General features: G+C 72.2%; 15 protein-coding genes. 10 read left to right on the top strand and 5 right to left on the bottom strand.

Annotation, left to right across the window (positions count from 1 at the left end):
• The first annotated feature begins 249 nt into the window (after window positions 1-249).
• From AB0E98_RS26875 to AB0E98_RS26895, 5 genes are all read left to right on the top strand, one after another.
• On the top strand, window positions 250-1,287 hold the full coding sequence (locus AB0E98_RS26875) for a sugar ABC transporter substrate-binding protein (protein WP_361707305.1): 1,038 nt from the start codon (window positions 250-252) through the stop codon (window positions 1,285-1,287).
• Window positions 1,284-2,834 carry a sugar ABC transporter ATP-binding protein gene (locus AB0E98_RS26880; RefSeq protein WP_361707308.1) on the top strand — a complete coding sequence of 517 codons (1,551 nt, stop codon included), beginning with the start codon at window positions 1,284-1,286 and terminating at the stop codon, window positions 2,832-2,834. Before AB0E98_RS26875 ends, AB0E98_RS26880 begins: the two co-directional genes overlap by 4 nt.
• A gap of 47 nt (window positions 2,835-2,881) precedes the next feature.
• Entirely contained in the window at window positions 2,882-3,871 is a 990-nt protein-coding gene (locus AB0E98_RS26885; RefSeq protein ID WP_361707648.1) for an ABC transporter permease, read from the top strand.
• 132 nt (window positions 3,872-4,003) lie between these two features.
• Window positions 4,004-4,357 (top strand): DUF805 domain-containing protein, encoded by a 354-nt coding sequence (locus AB0E98_RS26890; protein ID WP_361707311.1) that lies wholly within the window; start codon window positions 4,004-4,006, stop codon window positions 4,355-4,357.
• Window positions 4,358-4,428: 71 nt separating this feature from the next.
• A complete protein-coding gene (locus AB0E98_RS26895) occupies window positions 4,429-5,511 on the top strand; it encodes a polyprenyl synthetase family protein (RefSeq protein ID WP_361707314.1) in 1,083 nt (360 codons plus the stop codon).
• Between the two features lie 5 nt (window positions 5,512-5,516).
• Here AB0E98_RS26895 and AB0E98_RS26900 read toward each other — a convergent pair whose 3' ends face one another.
• The 4 genes from AB0E98_RS26900 to AB0E98_RS26915 form a co-directional block, all read right to left on the bottom strand.
• Complete coding sequence (locus AB0E98_RS26900; RefSeq protein WP_361707650.1) at window positions 5,517-6,197, bottom strand: DedA family protein; 681 nt, start codon at window positions 6,195-6,197, stop codon at window positions 5,517-5,519.
• Between the two features lie 188 nt (window positions 6,198-6,385).
• Window positions 6,386-7,444: a methyltransferase gene (locus AB0E98_RS26905; RefSeq protein ID WP_361707317.1), complete on the bottom strand. Its 1,059-nt coding sequence runs from the start codon at window positions 7,442-7,444 to the stop codon at window positions 6,386-6,388.
• Between the two features lie 109 nt (window positions 7,445-7,553).
• On the bottom strand, window positions 7,554-9,596 hold the full coding sequence (locus AB0E98_RS26910; RefSeq protein WP_361707319.1) for an APC family permease: 2,043 nt from the start codon (window positions 9,594-9,596) through the stop codon (window positions 7,554-7,556).
• Between the two features lie 88 nt (window positions 9,597-9,684).
• Window positions 9,685-9,915, bottom strand: a complete 231-nt coding sequence (locus tag AB0E98_RS26915; protein WP_311607765.1) for a hypothetical protein — start codon at window positions 9,913-9,915, stop codon at window positions 9,685-9,687.
• A gap of 332 nt (window positions 9,916-10,247) precedes the next feature.
• On the opposite strand from AB0E98_RS26915, the gene AB0E98_RS26920 reads away from it, so the two are divergent.
• The 5 genes from AB0E98_RS26920 to AB0E98_RS26940 all read left to right on the top strand — a co-directional run bounded on the left by AB0E98_RS26920 (window position 10,248) and on the right by AB0E98_RS26940 (window position 15,263).
• A complete protein-coding gene (locus tag AB0E98_RS26920; RefSeq protein ID WP_361707321.1) occupies window positions 10,248-11,684 on the top strand; it encodes a WGR domain-containing protein in 1,437 nt (478 codons plus the stop codon).
• A 155-nt stretch (window positions 11,685-11,839) separates the two neighbouring features.
• Entirely contained in the window at window positions 11,840-12,517 is a 678-nt protein-coding gene (locus AB0E98_RS26925; protein WP_361707324.1) for a YoaK family protein, read from the top strand.
• Window positions 12,518-12,579: 62 nt separating this feature from the next.
• Window positions 12,580-13,164: a hypothetical protein gene (locus tag AB0E98_RS26930; protein ID WP_361707326.1), complete on the top strand. Its 585-nt coding sequence runs from the start codon at window positions 12,580-12,582 to the stop codon at window positions 13,162-13,164.
• A 225-nt stretch (window positions 13,165-13,389) separates the two neighbouring features.
• Window positions 13,390-14,484 carry a mechanosensitive ion channel family protein gene (locus AB0E98_RS26935; RefSeq protein ID WP_361707328.1) on the top strand — a complete coding sequence of 365 codons (1,095 nt, stop codon included), beginning with the start codon at window positions 13,390-13,392 and terminating at the stop codon, window positions 14,482-14,484.
• Window positions 14,485-14,549: 65 nt separating this feature from the next.
• The gene (locus AB0E98_RS26940; protein ID WP_361707331.1) at window positions 14,550-15,263 is read left to right on the top strand and encodes a hypothetical protein; all 714 of its coding nucleotides are present in this window, start codon (window positions 14,550-14,552) and stop codon (window positions 15,261-15,263) included.
• Between the two features lie 21 nt (window positions 15,264-15,284).
• Here AB0E98_RS26940 and AB0E98_RS26945 read toward each other — a convergent pair whose 3' ends face one another.
• Window positions 15,285-16,187 (bottom strand): barstar family protein, encoded by a 903-nt coding sequence (locus AB0E98_RS26945; protein WP_361707333.1) that lies wholly within the window; start codon window positions 16,185-16,187, stop codon window positions 15,285-15,287.
• Window positions 16,188-16,353: the final 166 nt, after the last annotated feature.

Genomic DNA, 16,353 nt, shown 5'->3' on the forward strand with positions numbered 1-16,353 from the left:
GCCCGGACACCCCCGGGCGCGGGCCGGCGCGCCGCTGCCGCGGTACGGGCCGGGTGCGTCCCGCCACGGGCGAACCGGCCGGATCCACCCGGCGGACGGCTGATCACATCGGCTGCAAAAGACCTCCCCCGCGGCCCCGTCCGGCGCCACCATCGAGACTTCCGGACCGCGGTCCCCGGATCCGCCGCGGGCGATCGGCCGGTCCCGCACCGGGGTGCGGGCCCCGGCCGGAGGGAGGGCGTCGGCGACATGAGGCTCACCAGGACGCGTACGGTCGCGGTGGCGCTCGCCGCCGTGGGGCTGGCCGTCTCGTGCGGCCGCGGCGGCGGCACCGCCGCGACGGGAGGCGGCTCCGGCGGGAGTCCCATCGGCGTCGACCTGCCGCGCTCCGATTCCGACTTCTGGAACTCCTACGCCGCCTACATCAAGTCAGCGGGCGCGGGCGCGAATCTGCTGCCCGTCAGCAACTCCCAGAACGACGTCACCCGGCTGGTCGCCAATGTGCGGGTGTTCCGCGACACCGGCGCGAAGGCCGTCGTCATGGCACCCCAGGACACCGGCGCCGTCGCCGCCGCCCTCAAGGACCTCGCCGCGCGGAAGATCCCCGTCGTCAGCGTCGACACCCGGCCCGACAAGGAGCCGGTCTACATGGTCGTACGCGCCGACAACCGCGCCTACGGCACCGCCGCCTGCCACTTCCTCGGCGAACGGCTGGGCGGCAGGGGGAAGGTCGCCGAACTCCAGGGATCCCTGGACTCCGTCAACGGGCGCGACCGCTCCGAGGCCTTCGCCACCTGCATGAGGAAGAACCACCCCGGCATCAGGGTCTTCGAGCTGCCCACCGACTGGAAGGGCGACGTGGCCTCCGCCAAACTCCAGGGCCTGCTCGCCCAGCACCCCGACCTCAACGGCGTCTACATGCAGGCCGGCGGCGTCTTCCTCCAGCCCACCCTGGCACTCCTCCAGCAGAAGGGCCTGCTGAGACCCGCTGGAAAGCCCGGCCACATCACCATCGTCTCCAACGACGGCATCCCCCAGGAACTGGACGCCATCCGCGAGAAGCGGATCGACGCCACCGTCTCCCAGCCCGCCGACCTGTACGCCCGATACGCCCTGTACTACGCCCGCGCCGCCCTCGCCGGGAAGACCTTCGCCCCCGGCCCCACCGACCACCGCTCGACCATCGTCGCCCTGCCCAACGGCCTGGAGGACCAGCTCCCCGCCCCCCTGGTGACCACGGACAACGTCGACGACAAAACGCTGTGGGGCAACAGCGTCGGCCGATGAGCCCGGGCAACAGCGACACCGCGGCGGACGGGGCACCGGTGGCCGAGGCGATCGGCGTCTCCAAGCGCTACGGGGCCACCGTCGCGCTGCGCGACGTGCACCTCACCGTGCTGCCGGGGGAGTCCCACGCCCTGGTCGGCCGCAACGGCGCGGGCAAGTCCACGCTCGTCTCGCTCCTCACGGGCCTCGCGAAACCCGACGCGGGCACCCTGAGACTCGACGGCCGGGCCGCTCCCGCCTTCGGCGACACCGGTGCCTGGCGCTCCCGCGTGGCCTGCGTCCACCAGCACTCCACCATCCTTCCCGAACTCACCGTCGCCGAGAACCTCTTCCTCAACCGCCAGAGCACCTCGGCCCTGCGCCCCATCCGCTGGAAATACCTGCGCCGACGGGCGGCGGAACTCCTCGGAACATACGGCGTGGACCTCGACCCGGCGTCCCGGGCCGGTGAACTCACCGTCGTCCAGCGGCAGTTCGTGGAGATCGCCCGCGCACTGTCCTTCGGTACCCGGTTCGTCGTCCTGGACGAGCCGACCGCAGCGCTCGACGCCCCGGGCGCGGACCGCCTCTTCACCCGGCTGCGGGACCTGCGAGGGCAGGGCGTGGCGTTCCTGTACATCTCGCACCACCTGCGGGAGGTCCACGACCTGTGCGACCGCGTCACCGTCCTGCGGGACGCCCGCCACGTGCTGACCGCCCCGGTGGCCGGGCTGGGCCGGGACACCCTGGTAGCGGCCATGACCGGGGCACCGGAGGGACGGGCGCCCGCGAGACACGCACCTGCACCGGCCCGGCGAAACGCCCCGGTGCTGTTGTCCGTCGAGGGCCTGACCCTGCCCGGCGCCTGCCACGGGGTGTCCCTCACCGTGCGCGCCGGGGAGGCCGTGGGCCTCGCCGGATCCGCCGTCAGCGGCAACGTCCGGGTCGGGGAGGCCGTCGCGGGCCTCCACCGCTTCCGCGCCGGACGCGTCGAGGTGGCGGGACGGGCCCTGCCCGGCGGCGACGTACCGGGTGCGCTGGCGGCCGGTGTCGGCCTGGTGCCCGAGGACCGGCACCGCCAGGGCCTGGTGCCCGGCCGGGGCGTGGACGAGAACGTCACCCTCACGGCCGGAGCCCGGCTCGGGCCCTTCGGAACGATCCGCCCCGCCCGGGTCCGGGCCCTCGCGGGCCGCCTCATCGAGGACCTCGCCATCGGCACGCCCGCGCCGACCACACCCGTCTCCGCCCTGTCCGGCGGCAATCAGCAGAAGGTCGTCGTCGCCCGGGCGCTCGCCACCGGCCCCCACGTCCTGGTGGCCATCCGGCCGGCCAACGGCGTCGACGTCACCGCGAAGGAGTTCCTGCACGGCAGGATCCGGCGGGCCGTGGCCGACGGCGCCGCCGCCCTGATCGTCTCCGACGAACCGGACGACCTGCGGGCCTGCGACCGGGTCCTGGTCATGCGCGAGGGCCGGATCACCGCCGCCTTCGCCACCGGCTGGAGCGACGAGCAGCTCGTCGCCGCGATGGAGGGCATCAACGGCAGTAAGGAAGGGGAGGAGACGTGACGTCCGACGTCCAGCCGGGGGCGGGGAAGACCGCCCCGACCGGCGCGATACGGCCCCCGGGCCGCCGCACGACCGGCTCCGGGCGGCTGCGGCGGCTGTCCCTGGTGCCGGTACTGCTGATCGCCGGGCTGGCCGGCTTCATCGCCTCGCCCGCCTTCCTGACCTACGACAACCTCATCGGCGTCGCCCAGCAGTCGACCGAACTCGGGCTGCTGGTCCTGGCCCAGGCACTCGTCCTGATCGCCGGGCGCATGGACCTCTCCCTGGAGTCCACCATCGGCGCCGCCCCGGTCGTGGCCCTGTGGCTGGTCCTGCCCGCCGACGGCGGCCGCTTCAGCGGGCTCGGCCTGCTGCCCGGAGCGTTCGCCGTGCCCCTGTGCCTGCTCGCGGGCGCGCTCATCGGCGCGCTGAACGCCGCCCTGATCCTGGGGCTGCGGCTCAACGGCTTCATCGTCACCCTCGGCGCGCTCACCATGCTGCGCGGCCTCCAGATCGCCCTGTCCCGAGGCCGGTCCATCGTCGACCTGCCCGCCTCCTTCACCTACCTCGGCCGCACCGCGTGGCTCGATGTCCCCGCCGCCGTCTGGATCACCGGCCTGCTCTACCTCGCCGGCGGCTGCGCCCTCGGCCGGCTCCGGCACGGCCGGGCCCTGTACGCCATCGGCGGCAACGCCGAGGCCGCGCGCACCGCCGGCATCCGCGTGGACCGCGTCACCGGCGTCGTCCTCGTCCTGGCCGGCCTGCTCGCCGCCTTCGCCGGCGTCCTCTGCACCGGCCACTACGGCTCGGTGTCCGCGAACCAGGGCAGCGGCTGGATCTTTCAGGTCTTCGCCGCCACCGTCATCGGCGGAGTGAGCCTCGACGGCGGCAAGGGCACCCTGTCCGGCGCCCTGACCGGCGTGCTCACCCTTCAGCTCGTCGGCAATGTCATGACCCTCGCGGGCGTCCCCCCGTTGTGGAACCAGTTCCTCAACGGTGTCATCATCATCGTCGCCCTGATCGTCTCCCGCTTCGCCTCGGGCGAGCGCCAGCGGTGAGCACGCGCCGGAGCGTGCGACGGCGTGCCGCCGGTCCGGTGGTGCCATTGACCAACCCCCCGGGGCCCCCTACGTTCGGCATGAGTGCCCGGTCGACGAGGACCGTGCCCGTCGCGCTTCCAGGGGGACACAGTGCACTGGTACGTGGACGTGCTCAAGCGATACGCGACGTTCAGCGGGCGGGCGCGCCGCCCGGAGTTCTGGATGTTCACCCTGATCAACTTCATCATCGGCATCGTGCTGTCCATCGTCGACTCCGCGCTCGGCACGAGCCCCGTCCTCGGGCTCCTCTACAGCCTCGCCGTGCTCCTGCCCGCCCTCGCCGTCAGCGTCCGCAGGCTGCACGACACCGACCGCACCGGCTGGTGGCTGCTGCTCAGCCTGATCCCGTTCGTCGGAACCATCGTCCTGCTGGTGTTCCTGGCCAGTGACAGCAAGCCGCACGACAACGCCTACGGGCCGTACGCCCCCGCCTCCGCCTACTGACCGCCCCCGCCGGGCCCGGCGGTCGCCGGACGAGTGCGGGGCATGCCCCGCACTCGCGGACAATGTCGTTCATGAACGACACCGCCACGGCCACCGCCCTCGAACGCGTCTCCGCACACCGGCACAGGTTCAACGCCCGGTTCGAGACATACTTCGACTCGCTGGCGGACGACCTCGGCACACCGGCGCTGAGCCGCTTCACCCCCCGCTGCCTGGAACTCCTGCGCGACCTCTCCCTGCGCGGCGGGAAACGCCTGCGCGTCGCCCTCCTGTACGAGGCCGCCCGGCTCGTCACCACCGACGACGTGCCCGGCCTCGACGAGGCCGCCCTCAGCGTCGAACTGCTCCAGACCCATGGGCTGATCCACGACGACATCATCGACGACGCCCCCGTCCGCCGCGGCGGCCCGTCGACGTACTACGCCTACCGCGAGGAGTTCCCGCAGCACGAACAGACCGCGCTGGGCCTCGCCGTCCTGGCCGGCGACCTCGCCGCCTTCCTGTCCCTGCGCGTCCTCATGGACGCCGGCATCCCCGCTGAGCCGCGCCTGGCCATGCTGCGGGTGCAGTCGGACGCGGCTGCGGACACGGTCACCGGCCAGATCATCGACCTGGAACGGGACTTCGAGGCACTCCCCAGCGAGGAACTCCTCCACACCGTCACCGACTACAAGACCACCCGCTACTCCATCCTCGCGCCCCTGCGACTGGGCCTCCTGGCCGCGGGCGAGGACCCCGCCCACCACGACGGACGGCTGCGCCGCTACGCCACGCTGGTGGGCATCTACGAGCAGATGCGCGACGACTACCTCGACCTGTTCGGCGACGAGCGCGTCGTCGGCAAGCCCTCGGGCTCCGACCTCCGCTCCGGCCGCCGCAGCTACGCCCTCCGCGCCGTCCTGGCCGCCGCCGTCGACGACGAACGAGCCGTCGTCGAATCCGCGCTGGGCGACCCCCACGGCACGGCCGCGACCGTCGACCGCGTCCGCGAGATCGCCCGGCACCGGGGCGTCGAGGAGAAGCTCCGCGCGGACATGCGCCGCTACGCCGAGGAAGCCTCCGCCGAGGCCGCCTCATGGAGCGCCCACTGGCGCGAGGAGGCCGTGACCTTCTTCGCGCGCCTCCCGCTGTGGAGCGTGGAACGCACACTCTGAACGCGTTACCGGCTCTCCGCCTCGTTCCGCCGCCGCGCCGCCGTCCGGCGGGACCGGTACAGCTCGGCCGCGACCGGCACGAGCGACACTCCGACGATCACGGCGATGGCCGGGAGGAGATAGCGGTCGACGTTCGGGATGGACGAACCGAGCGCGTAGCCGCCCAGCGTCAGCCCCGTCGTCCACACCAGGCCGCCGGCCACCTGCCACACGGCGAAGGTGCGCGCGGGCACCCGCAGGGCGCCCGCCATGGGGTTGAGCACCGTGCGCACCACGGGCACGAAACGGGCCAGCACGATGGCCTTCGCGTACCCGTAGCGCTGGAGGAGGTCCTCCGCCCGCGCCGCCCCCTCACGCAGGCGCGCCGAGCGGCTGCGGGCGAGCAGGGCGCCGCCCGCCTTCCGGCCCAGCAGATAGCCGCACTGCGACCCGGCGAGCGCGCCCACGGCGGCCGAGATCAGCAGCGGCACCAGCGACAGCCGCACGCCCGTGCCCGAGGCTCCCGTGCACAGCAGGCCCGCCGTGAACAGCAGGGAGTCACCGGGCAGGAAGAACCCGATCAGCAGTCCCGTCTCGGCGAACAGCACGATGCCGACCCCGAGCACTCCGAAGGCGGTGAGGAGCGACTGGGCGTCGAGGACGTTGACGGCCAGCGGTGAGGCCGTCACGAGCGAGGAGGGGGACAACGGCACGGGCCCTTTCAGGAGGACGTACGGGCACGGCCGACCGCGGCGCCCCGGCAGATGTCAAGCATGCCGACAAACGCGGTGACTGTCTACCGGGGTGTAGACGATTCCGCCCGCGTCGGTGTGCTCGTTCCCGCGGTCGCGCCTCCGCACCCCCGCGCCCCGCGCCCCCCGCGCCCCGGCCCGGGTCAGACGGGTGTGGCCTCGATGAGCTGGTACCTGATCGGGCGGGGGAGCGGAGTGATGGCGCGGAGGGCGAAACCGGCCGCGCCGCACAGCGCGGAGAAGTCGTCCGCGGTGCGCTCGCGTCCGCCGACGTTCACCATCATGTTGAGGTCGGTGAGATACGGCAGGGGGGAGCCGTCCCCGGGCACGGTGGCCGGCAGGACCGGCTCGACCAGCAGCAGGGCGCCGTCGTCGGGGATGACCGCGCGGATGTGGCGCAGGATGGTCGCGCACCGCTCGTCGTCCCAGTCGTGGATGACGCTCTTGAGCAGGTAGAGGTCGCCGCCCGCCGGGACCGAGGCGAAGAAGTCGCCGGCCTCCAGGGTGACGCGGTCGGTGAGACCGTCGCGGGCGAAGCGGTCGGCGGCCTGCGCGAGGCCCTCTGCGCTGTCGTGGACGACGCCGCGCGGCCCGGGGTGGGCGCGCAGGACGGCGGCGAGGAGGGTCCCGTCACCGCCGCCCACGTCCACGACGGTGCCGAACCGGCCGAAGTCGTAGTGGTGGGGGATGGCGTCGGCGGCCGTCCGGGTGGCCTGGCTCATCGCGGCGTTGAACTCGGCCGAGAGCTCCGGGTGCTTCTTGAGGTGCCCGAAGAAGTCCGTGCCGAAGACGGTGTCGAAGGAGGGCTGTTCCGTCCGTACGCTCTCCTCCAGGAGGTCCCAGCCGCGCAGCAGCGTGGGTTCGGTGAACATCCGGGCCACGGAGAGAAGGGAGCCGGGGGTGCCGGACCGCAGCAGGTCGCCCGCCGGTGTCGTCGTGAAGATGCCCGGCGTCCTCTCGGCGAGCAGCCCCAGGGCCGCCAGCGCGCGCAGCAGCCGGTACATGGCCCGGGGCCGGGTGCCGAGGGCCCCGGCGAGGGAGTCGGCCGTGCGTTCGCCGGCGCCGATGAGGTCGAAGACCCCCAGCCGGGTCGCCGCGCCCATGGTCTGGGCCGCCATCCGGCCGAAGGCCAGCCGCAGCACGATGCCCTGGTGGTCCTCGTCGGCCGCCATGCGCTGTCCGTGGTCGTCCGGCTCGCTCATGCCGCCGCCCCTTCCGTCGTGGTGTGCCCGCCACCCGCCGACTGCTCAGGCATGGCTAAGTCGGTGCTCGTGCCGTGACAATGCCCCTGACCTGGAAGGAGGTTGAGGGTCAGGTGCCTGTGGAGGCGCCGCTCCGGTGGTGCTGGTGCGCGGGGGCGGGCTCGCCGCGGCGGGTGGCGCCGGGAGCGCGGCGGGCGGGGTGGTCGGCGTGACCGGCCGAGGTGAGCTGCCAGGGCACGCTGGTGACCATGACGCCGGGGGTGAACAACAGCCGGCTCTTGAGCCAGAGCGCGGACTGGTTGTGCAGCAGGTGCTCCCACCAGTGCCCCACGACGTACTCGGGGATGAACACCCCGACCACGTCGCGCGGGCTCTCGCGCCGCACGGAGCGGACGTACTCGACGACGGGCCGGGTGATCTCGCGGTACGGGGAGGCGATCACCTTCAGCGGTACGTCGGTGTCGAGCTCCTCCCACTGCCGTTCGAGGGACTTCGTCTCGTCCCGGTCCACCGCGACGGTCAGGGCCTCCAGATGGTCCGGTTTGGAGGCGCGGGCGTAGGCGAGGGCGCGCAGGGTCGGCTTGTGGAGGGTGGAGATCAGGACGATGCCCAGCACCCGGGAAGGGTGGACGAGTTCGGCGCGCGGATCGGCGACGGCGAGCTCGGCGGCGACGGCGTCGTAGTGGCGGCGGATTCCCCGCATCATCACCCACAGCACGATCGCGGCGACGACGGCCAGCCAGGCGCCCTGGGTGAACTTGGTGGCCAGCACGATGACGAGGACGAGCCCGGTGACGACGGCACCGGACGCGTTGATGACCCGGGCCACCTGCCCGCGCCGGCGCCTCACGGGGTCGGTCTCCGTGCGCAGTTCACGGTTCCAGTGCCGGACCATACCGGTCTGGGAGAGGGTGAAGGACGTGAAGACGCCCAGGATGTAGAGGTGGATCAGGCTGGTGACGTCCGCGCGGTAGAACCACAGCAGCAGCCCCGCGGCCAGGGCCAGCGCGATGATGCCGTTGGAGAACGCGAGCCGGTCGCCCCGGTTGTGCAACTGGCGTGGCAGATAACGGTGCTGGGCCAGGATCGATGCCAGCAGCGGGAAGCCGTTGAAGGCGGTGTTCGCGGCCAGGATCAGCACCAGCGCGGTGGCGGCCTGCACGACGTAGAAACCGGCGCTGTTCTCCCCGCCGAACACGGCCGCGGCGAGCTGGGCGATCACGGTGCGCTGTGTGTACGAGCCGCAGCCGCCGGGCAGGCCGGTGAGCCGGCAGGAGTCGTCGGTGATGTGCACCTTGGTGATCAGCGCGAGGGCGGTCACCCCCACGAACATGGCCACCGCGATGATGCCCATGACGCTCATCGTGGTGGCCGCGTTCCTCGACTTGGGCTTGCGGAAGGCCGGTACGCCGTTGGAGATCGCCTCCACGCCGGTCAGGGCCGTACAGCCGCTGGAGAAGGCGCGCAGACACAGCATGACCAGGGCGAAGCCCGCCAGCCCCGCGTCCCGGGGGTCGGCGGTGACTCCGAACCCGGCGCTCTCGGACACCGGAGGACGGCCCACCGTGTAGCGGAACAGCCCGGTGACCACCATGATCAGCACGGCGGTGATGAAGAGGTACGTGGGCGCGGCGAAGGCCTGCCCGGACTCGCGCATCCCCCGCAGGTTCACCCCGGTGAGCAGCGCGACGAACCCGACCGCCATCAGCACCCGGTACTCCGCCAGCTCCGGCACCGCCGAGATGGTGTTGTCGACCCCGGACGCGACGGACACCGCGACCGTCATCACATAGTCGACCAGCAGCGACGCGGCGACCACCAGACCGGCCGCGTCACCGAGGTTCGTCGAGACCACCTCGTAGGAGCCGCCACCGCTCGGATAGGCGTACACCACCTGGCGGTAGGAGAGCACCACCACCGCCATCAGCGCCACCACCGCGGCCGCGATCCACGGCGTGAAGTGCAGATACGCCATGCCGCCGAGGGTGAGGACGAGGAGGATCTCCTGGGTGGCGTAGGCCACGGAGGACAGCGGGTCGGAGGCGAAGATGGGCAGGGCGAGCCGCTTGGGCAGCAGTGTCTCGTGCAGTTCCTCGCTGCGCATGGCCCGGCCGAGCGCCAGCCGCTTGAGGAGCCCCGTCATCTTGACCATGGCGAGAGCCTAAGTCTGTATGACGTTTATATGGCGATAAGGGGCGCTGTGCGGCGTGGCCCATCCTCCGGTGGGGCGGGCGCGGGACCTAGCGGCGGCTGTAGGCCAGGAGCAGCACGACGGCGACCAGCGTCACTATCAGCGTGCTCGCGGAGGGCCATGAACCCGGGTCGGCGCCCTCGATCCTGTCGCCGTCGGGGGCCCCGCCCCCGTGCGCTTCCCTGCGGTGCTGGTCGCGCTCCAGTTCGGCCTGGTGCTTCGTGGAGACCTCGTCCCAGGTGATACCGCATTTATCGCACCGGTACTTGTATACGGACACAGTGCCTCCCCCTTTCCGACGCGCTGCCGCGTCATCGCCGGGAATCCGTGGGGTTCCCGAACCCTAGTGCGGGCTCAGTGGAGCCTGGAAGTCCATCGGGTGGTCTTCGCCCGATCGAGGGAGAACCCGTAACGGGACGGTGGGGGAGGAGAGTCTGAAGCGTCCACGGAGGCTCGCGCGTCGCGCGCGGACGCCGGAATGGCGACAGCGCTGTCGAGGGGCGGCCCGGAGCCGCCCGCCCCGCGGCCCAGGGCCGATTGTCAGTGGTCGGCCCTAGCGTTTCTCCCAGCTGACAGCCGGTCACCGTGACCGGCGGGGAGAGGGGCCGAGCCATGTCCGGAACCAGGACGACCACCTACCTGGAGCTGTCCCAGGCGGGTGGCGGGGCGCACAAGTTCTACGAGGTGACGGTCGACGCGACGAGCGTGACGGTCCGCTACGGACGCATCGGCGCCGCGGGCCAGATCCAGATCTCCACCTTCCCCAGCGCCGAGCGGGCCCGGGCCGCCGCGGCGAAGAAGGTCGGCGAGAAGGTCCGCAAGGGCTACGCCCCCGCCGTGCCCGGCGGCCGCGCCGCCCGCGCGGTGACCCGACGCCAGGTCGCCTCCGCGCCCTCCACCGCCCGGGCCGTGGCGCCGGTGCTGTGGCGGTTCCGCACGGGCGCCCCGGCGTTCGGCATCCACATCGACGAGGACCGCTGCTGGGTCGGCAACCAGAACGGCGACGTCTACACCCTCGGCCACGACGGCGAGGTCCTCGCCCGCTACCGGCTCCCCGACGGCGTCAAGTGCCTCGTCGCGGACGACTTCTGGATCTACGCCGGCTGCGACGACGGCACCGTCTACGACCTCTCGGCCAAGCTGCCCTTCGCCGCCTACCAGATCGCCTCCGACGTCGACATCTTCTGGCTCGACATCCACGAGGGCATCCTCAACGTCGCCGACCGCGACGGCGGGCTGACGGTCATCGACCACGAGGACGAGCACCAGTGGTCGCGCAGGAGCACCGGCTCCCACGCCTGGATGGTCCGCCGCGACGCGCGTGCCGTCTACCACGGCCACAGCGCCGGCGTCACGGCCTACGCCCAGGACGGCGGCGGCGAGCTGTGGCACACCCGCACCACGGGCGCGGTGCTCTTCGGCTGGCAGGAGGACCACGCCGTCTACGCGGGCACCAACCGCACCGTCGTCCAGCGCCTGGCCAAGTCCGACGGCGCCATAGAGGCCACGTACGCCTGCGACTCGGCCGTCTACTCCTGCGCGACCGCCCCGGGCGGCCGCTACGTCTTCGCGGGCGACTCGTCCTCCTCCGTCTACTGCTTCGCCGCGGACGGCACACGACTGTGGAAGCTCGGCACGGGCAGCGGCTCGGCCCTGTCCATGCAGTACCTCGACGAGAAGCTGTACATGGTCACCACCGACGGCTCCTTGGTGTGCGTCGACGCGAGCGAGGCTGCCATCGCGGCCGCCCAGTCCGGTACCGTGCCTACGCCGCTCGACATCAAGTCGGCCGCCGCCCTGCCGACGTACGCGCCCGCCACCACGGTCCGGACCGTGTCGGCGGTGCCCGTCGGCGGCATCGTCGTCGAATGCGTCCAGCAGGGCGGACGGCTGCGCGTCCACGTGGTCTCCGATGGCTACGACCCCACGTGGAACGTCCAGTTCCCGCGAGCCGTACGCTTGCCGGGCGCTCGCTACGTCGTCGAGGCGCTGTCGCCCGCGTCCGGCGGGTTCTACCGGGTCCGGGGCGAGATCAAGCGCATTCTGTGACGGCTTCCGCGACGGCTTCCGTGACGGCCCGATCGCGCCGCCGGAGATGAACCGGGATCCCCGGCCCGGCTCCGCTATCGTGCTCGGCGCGAGCGGAGCGCGCGCCTCCGCCGTGTGTGCACCGCACCGCACCGGGCTCCGGCCGAGGACACCGTATGACGAAGATGCTGCACCGGGCCGCCGAGCGGCTCTTCCCGGACGGCACCAACCGGTACGGCGCCCTGCCCGCCCTCCTCGTCCTGCTGACGGTCGTCAGCGGAATAGTCGACGCCGTGAGCTTCCTCGGACTGGGCCATGTCTTCGTCGCCAATATGACGGGAAACGTCGTCTTCCTCGGCTTCGCCCTGGCCGGTGCCACCGATCTGTCGGCCCGCCACTCCCTGCTGGCCGTCGGCTCCTTCATCGCGGGGGCATGGGTGACCGGGCGTGTGGCCGGCCGGATCGCCTCCCACGGACGGCTGTTCGTCTCCGTCACCGCCGCCCACACCACCCTCGTCGCGGCGGCGCTCGCCGTGGTCCTCACGACCGGTCACCGCGGTGGCGGCGTACAGGCAGCGCTCATCGCACTCCTCGCCTGTGGCATGGGGATGCAGAACGCTGTCGTCCGCAGGATCGCCGTGCCCGACCTGAAGACCACCGTGCTCACCTTCACGATCACCGGCCTCGCCGACGACCCGTTCGGCGCGCCCACGGTACGCCGTCTCGCCTCCCTCGCCGCGATGTTCACGGGAGCCCTGTGCGGCGCCGCCCTGCACCTCGGCCCCGGGCCCGCCGCCGCGCTGGGGGCGGCGGTGGCGGCGCTGGCCGCGGTCACGGTGGCCGCGCTGACCTGACGACCGACCGCTGTGGGCGCCCCGGCGCCCGGGTGCCCGAACGGGCCGCGCATCATGGGTGCGTGCACCCGAGAACAGCAGGTCGTAGCGTATGGACGTGGTCGGCGGTCGCCGCCTCGTGGGCGGGGCTGGTCGTGGAGATATCGCTCGTGGCGACCGTCCTGTTCCTGTGGGGCATCACGCATCTCGCCCCCGACGCCGGCAGCCCCGCGCTCCCCGTTCTCTTCCTGCCGCTCTGGCTGGGCATCCTGGCGGTCCTCTCCGCGATCCTCGCCCCGCTGCTCGTCATGCCCGCCGCCGCCCTGGCGCACCGGGTGGGCACCCGGGGGAGGGGCGGCGACGCCTGGTGGTGGACGCCCGCCGGAGCCGCCGTGGTGGCGGGCGCGGCCGTGGGCGCGACGGCTGTGGCGGCGTGGGCGGGCGCCGGGGCCGTCGGCGCGCCCGAGACCTACGTGTGGTGGTGGCTGGCCGTTACGGCGCTCGTCGTTCCGGCGGCACTGCTGGCCCGCCTCTCCGCGTGCCGTACGGCGCAGGGCCGCCCGGGCGGGCTGGTGCGCCCCGTGCTCGCCAGGGGCTGCGGCGGCGTCGTGGGCTTCTTCGCCCTCGCGGTGGCCGTGATGCTGCTGGTGGACACGGTCGTCAACTGACCCCGGCCGACGGCAAACGATCTTCCGTTTACCCCACCCGGGCGTGCGGGGCCGGTACCCCCGTGGTGCAGGATGAATGATCGCGCCGGGCCGTCTCCGGACCCGGCGCGACCGTGATTTCGGGACAGGCAGGTACAACTTGATGAATCGTTACTCCGGATCTCCATCTCCGGCAGTGGCGTGGGACGCCGTCGCTCCGCTCTCCGGAGCCGAGGGAGGACGTCGATGAACCGGACGCTGACTTTGCACGACGCCATCGTCGCGGGAATCTGGGTGGCCGTCGGCCTCGCCGCGGCCCTCGTCCTGCGGGTGGTCCTGCGCTGGCTCGCCGAGCGGGCCCTGCGGACCAAGTGGGAGGGCGACGACATCATCGTCGACATCCTGCGCACGATCGCCCCGTGGTCCGCGGTGGCGGGCGGCCTGGCCGCGGCGGCCGCGGCCCTTCCGCTGAACCGTCCGGTCGGACACATCGTCAACGAGACCCTGACGACGTCCATCGTCGTGGCCGCGACCCTCACCGCCGCCCGCGTGGTCGGCGGCCTGGTGCGGTCCGTGGCGCAGTCCAGGTCCGGCGTGGCCGGATCGGCCACCATATTCGTCAACATCACGCGGATCGTGGTGATGGCGATGGGCTTCCTCGTCGTCCTCCAGACCCTCGGCATATCCATAGCCCCGCTGCTCACCGCCCTCGGCGTGGGCGGTCTCGCGATCGCCCTCGCGCTGAAGGACACCCTGGCGAACCTGTTCGCGGGCGTGCACATCCTCGTCTCCAAGACCGTCCAGCCCGGTGACTACATCCGGCTCAGCAGCGGTGAGGAGGGCTATGTCGTCGACGTCAACTGGCGCAACACGGTGGTGGAGCAGCTCAACAACAACCGGGTCATCATCCCGAACGCCAAGCTCGCCGGCACCAACATGACCAACTTCACCCGCCCCGAGCAGAAGCTGTCCGTCACCGTCCAGGTGGGCGTCGGCTACGAGAGCGACCTCGAGCACGTCGAGAAGATCACCATCGAGGTCGCCGAGCACGTGATGAAGGAGGTGCCCGGCGCCGTCCCCGACCATGAGCCGGCCGTCCGCTTCCACACCTTCGGCGACTCCCGGATCGGCTTCACGGTGATCCTCGGCGTCGGCGAATTCAGCGACAAGTACCGCATCAAACATGAGTTCATCAAGCGCCTCCACAGGCGCTACCGTGCCGAGGGCATCCGCGTCCCCGCTCCGGAGCGCACCGTCTCCCTGCGCCAGGGCGCGGAGGCCGTGATCCCCCACCCCCGCGCGTCCCTCGACACCGTGGACCTCCCGGGCCCCACGGCCTGAACGATCACATCCCCCGCCCCCCTGAGAGGATGATCCTTTCGTAGTGGGAGAACTGGAGGAAAGACGTGCGCGCCGTGCGGTGGGGGACACGAAACGGCGGCCGGGCCCAGGCCCTTGCCGCCGCGTTGATGCTGGGGGCCACGGCCGGTTGCGGCGGCGGGACGGACGCGCGCGACGCGGACCGTCCCGCCGCCGCGGGAACCGCGAAGCCCGCGGGGAGCGAAGCCCCCGCCGCTCCGGACACGGTCCTCGACGCCCAGGCCCTGCGGCGCGCGCTGCCCGACCTCCAGAGCATGCCGACGGGCTGGCGTGCCGGGCTGGTGCCGCTCACCGTCCGGGACGTACCGGAGGCGGAGCGATGCCGGACGGACGGCGAACAGCAGGAGAACTGCACGCTCCACAGGAGCCGGGGCATGGCGCAGTACCGGCCCCAGGGCGATGCCGGCGTCGTCGACATCGCCCTGACCGCCTACTCCGACCGCCGGACGTCGGAGACCGCCTACCGGAACCTGACCACCTCCCGGTCGCACCAGGGCAGCGCGCTCTCCATGCCCCGCGTCGGCGACGAGAGCGCGGCCTTCGCCCACCCGAGAGCCCCCTACGCCGGGCCGAGCATCACGCTGACGGTACGTGTGGGCACGGCCGTCGCCGGCCTCACCTACCAGGAAGCGGACAGGAACCGGGACAGTTCGCAGGCCCTCCTGTCGGTGGCCCGCATGCAGGCCGAGCGCCTCCTCCGGACCGAGCAGGGCCGGACACCCAACGCTGTCGCCGAGTGACGACGCGGGCCGTCCCCGGTCTCATCGGCGAGCGGCGTCGAGCCATTCCTTGTCGTTCCAGAGGACCGGCATCGCCCCGACGGGATCGAAGCGAATGCCGGGGTCATTGCTGTGCACCAGGCAGACCACCCGGCGCCGGAGCACGGACGCGCGGCGGGCCTGACCGGCGATCAGATCCAGAACGGCGTGGGCGACGTCGGGACAAGCGGCGGCGAACCGGTCGTAGTCGGTGAGGACGAGCACCAGCCCGGCGCCCTCCGGTGAGCCGTCGTACGGGCCGAGGCAGGCCACGTCACCGAGACAGTCGTCGAGTGCGTCGAGGTTGTGGCCGTAGTAGTCGGGAAAGCCCAGAGCGTCCGCGGTGCCGCAGTGCATGTCCTTCTCGGTGGACCAGTCGCCCGCCGTCAGTCGTACGATCCGGTAGCCGTCCCGTTCGAGCCCCGCCGTGGCCTCGTCGAGCAGTCGCCGACGCCAGAACAGCGTGACGAACGTGTTCGCCATGAACGCGATCCCGCCGGGCGGACCGGCCGGCGCCGTGGCCGCGGCGGGCTCCTGCGGTCCGTCGCCCGGCGCGGGCGGTGCCGCGCGCCGGTACTCGTCCAGCAGCCGGAAGAACTCCTCGACCGGTGTCGAGCCGGCGGGGGTCTCGCGCTCGACGGCGGCCGCCCAGCCGAGAGCGCCGACGCCGATGCGCCCGTCGAGCCACTGACTGAACTTCCCGCCGTGCCAGAAGTCGAAGGGCTCGTCGACGGCGTGCACGCCGAGAGCGACCCGGTACCCGACGAGCATCGACTGGAGTGTCCGGAGGGACCCACCGGGCAGCCACATACCGGGCCGCAGACGGACCTGTTCCAGGAAGTCGTGGACGTCGGTGCACTCCTGCCACTGCTTGGCGGCGCTCGGTGAGTCGTTCTCGATCGGCATGGGCCGAGCCTATGCCGAGGCCGGAAACGGTCACCGGAACCACCCGGCAGGTTGCCGGGCCCCGGCCACGCTGAGAACGTCCGTAGATGCAGCATTTCGAGTGAAGGTGGCGCACGTGCCCTTTGGATCGGATGCCTTGTGGCTACGAGTGTGTGCGTCCGTCCGC

It is taken from the genome of Streptomyces sp. NPDC037389, from assembly GCF_040636475.1.
In the GTDB taxonomy this organism is placed as follows: Bacteria; Actinomycetota; Actinomycetes; order Streptomycetales; family Streptomycetaceae; genus Streptomyces; species Streptomyces hesseae.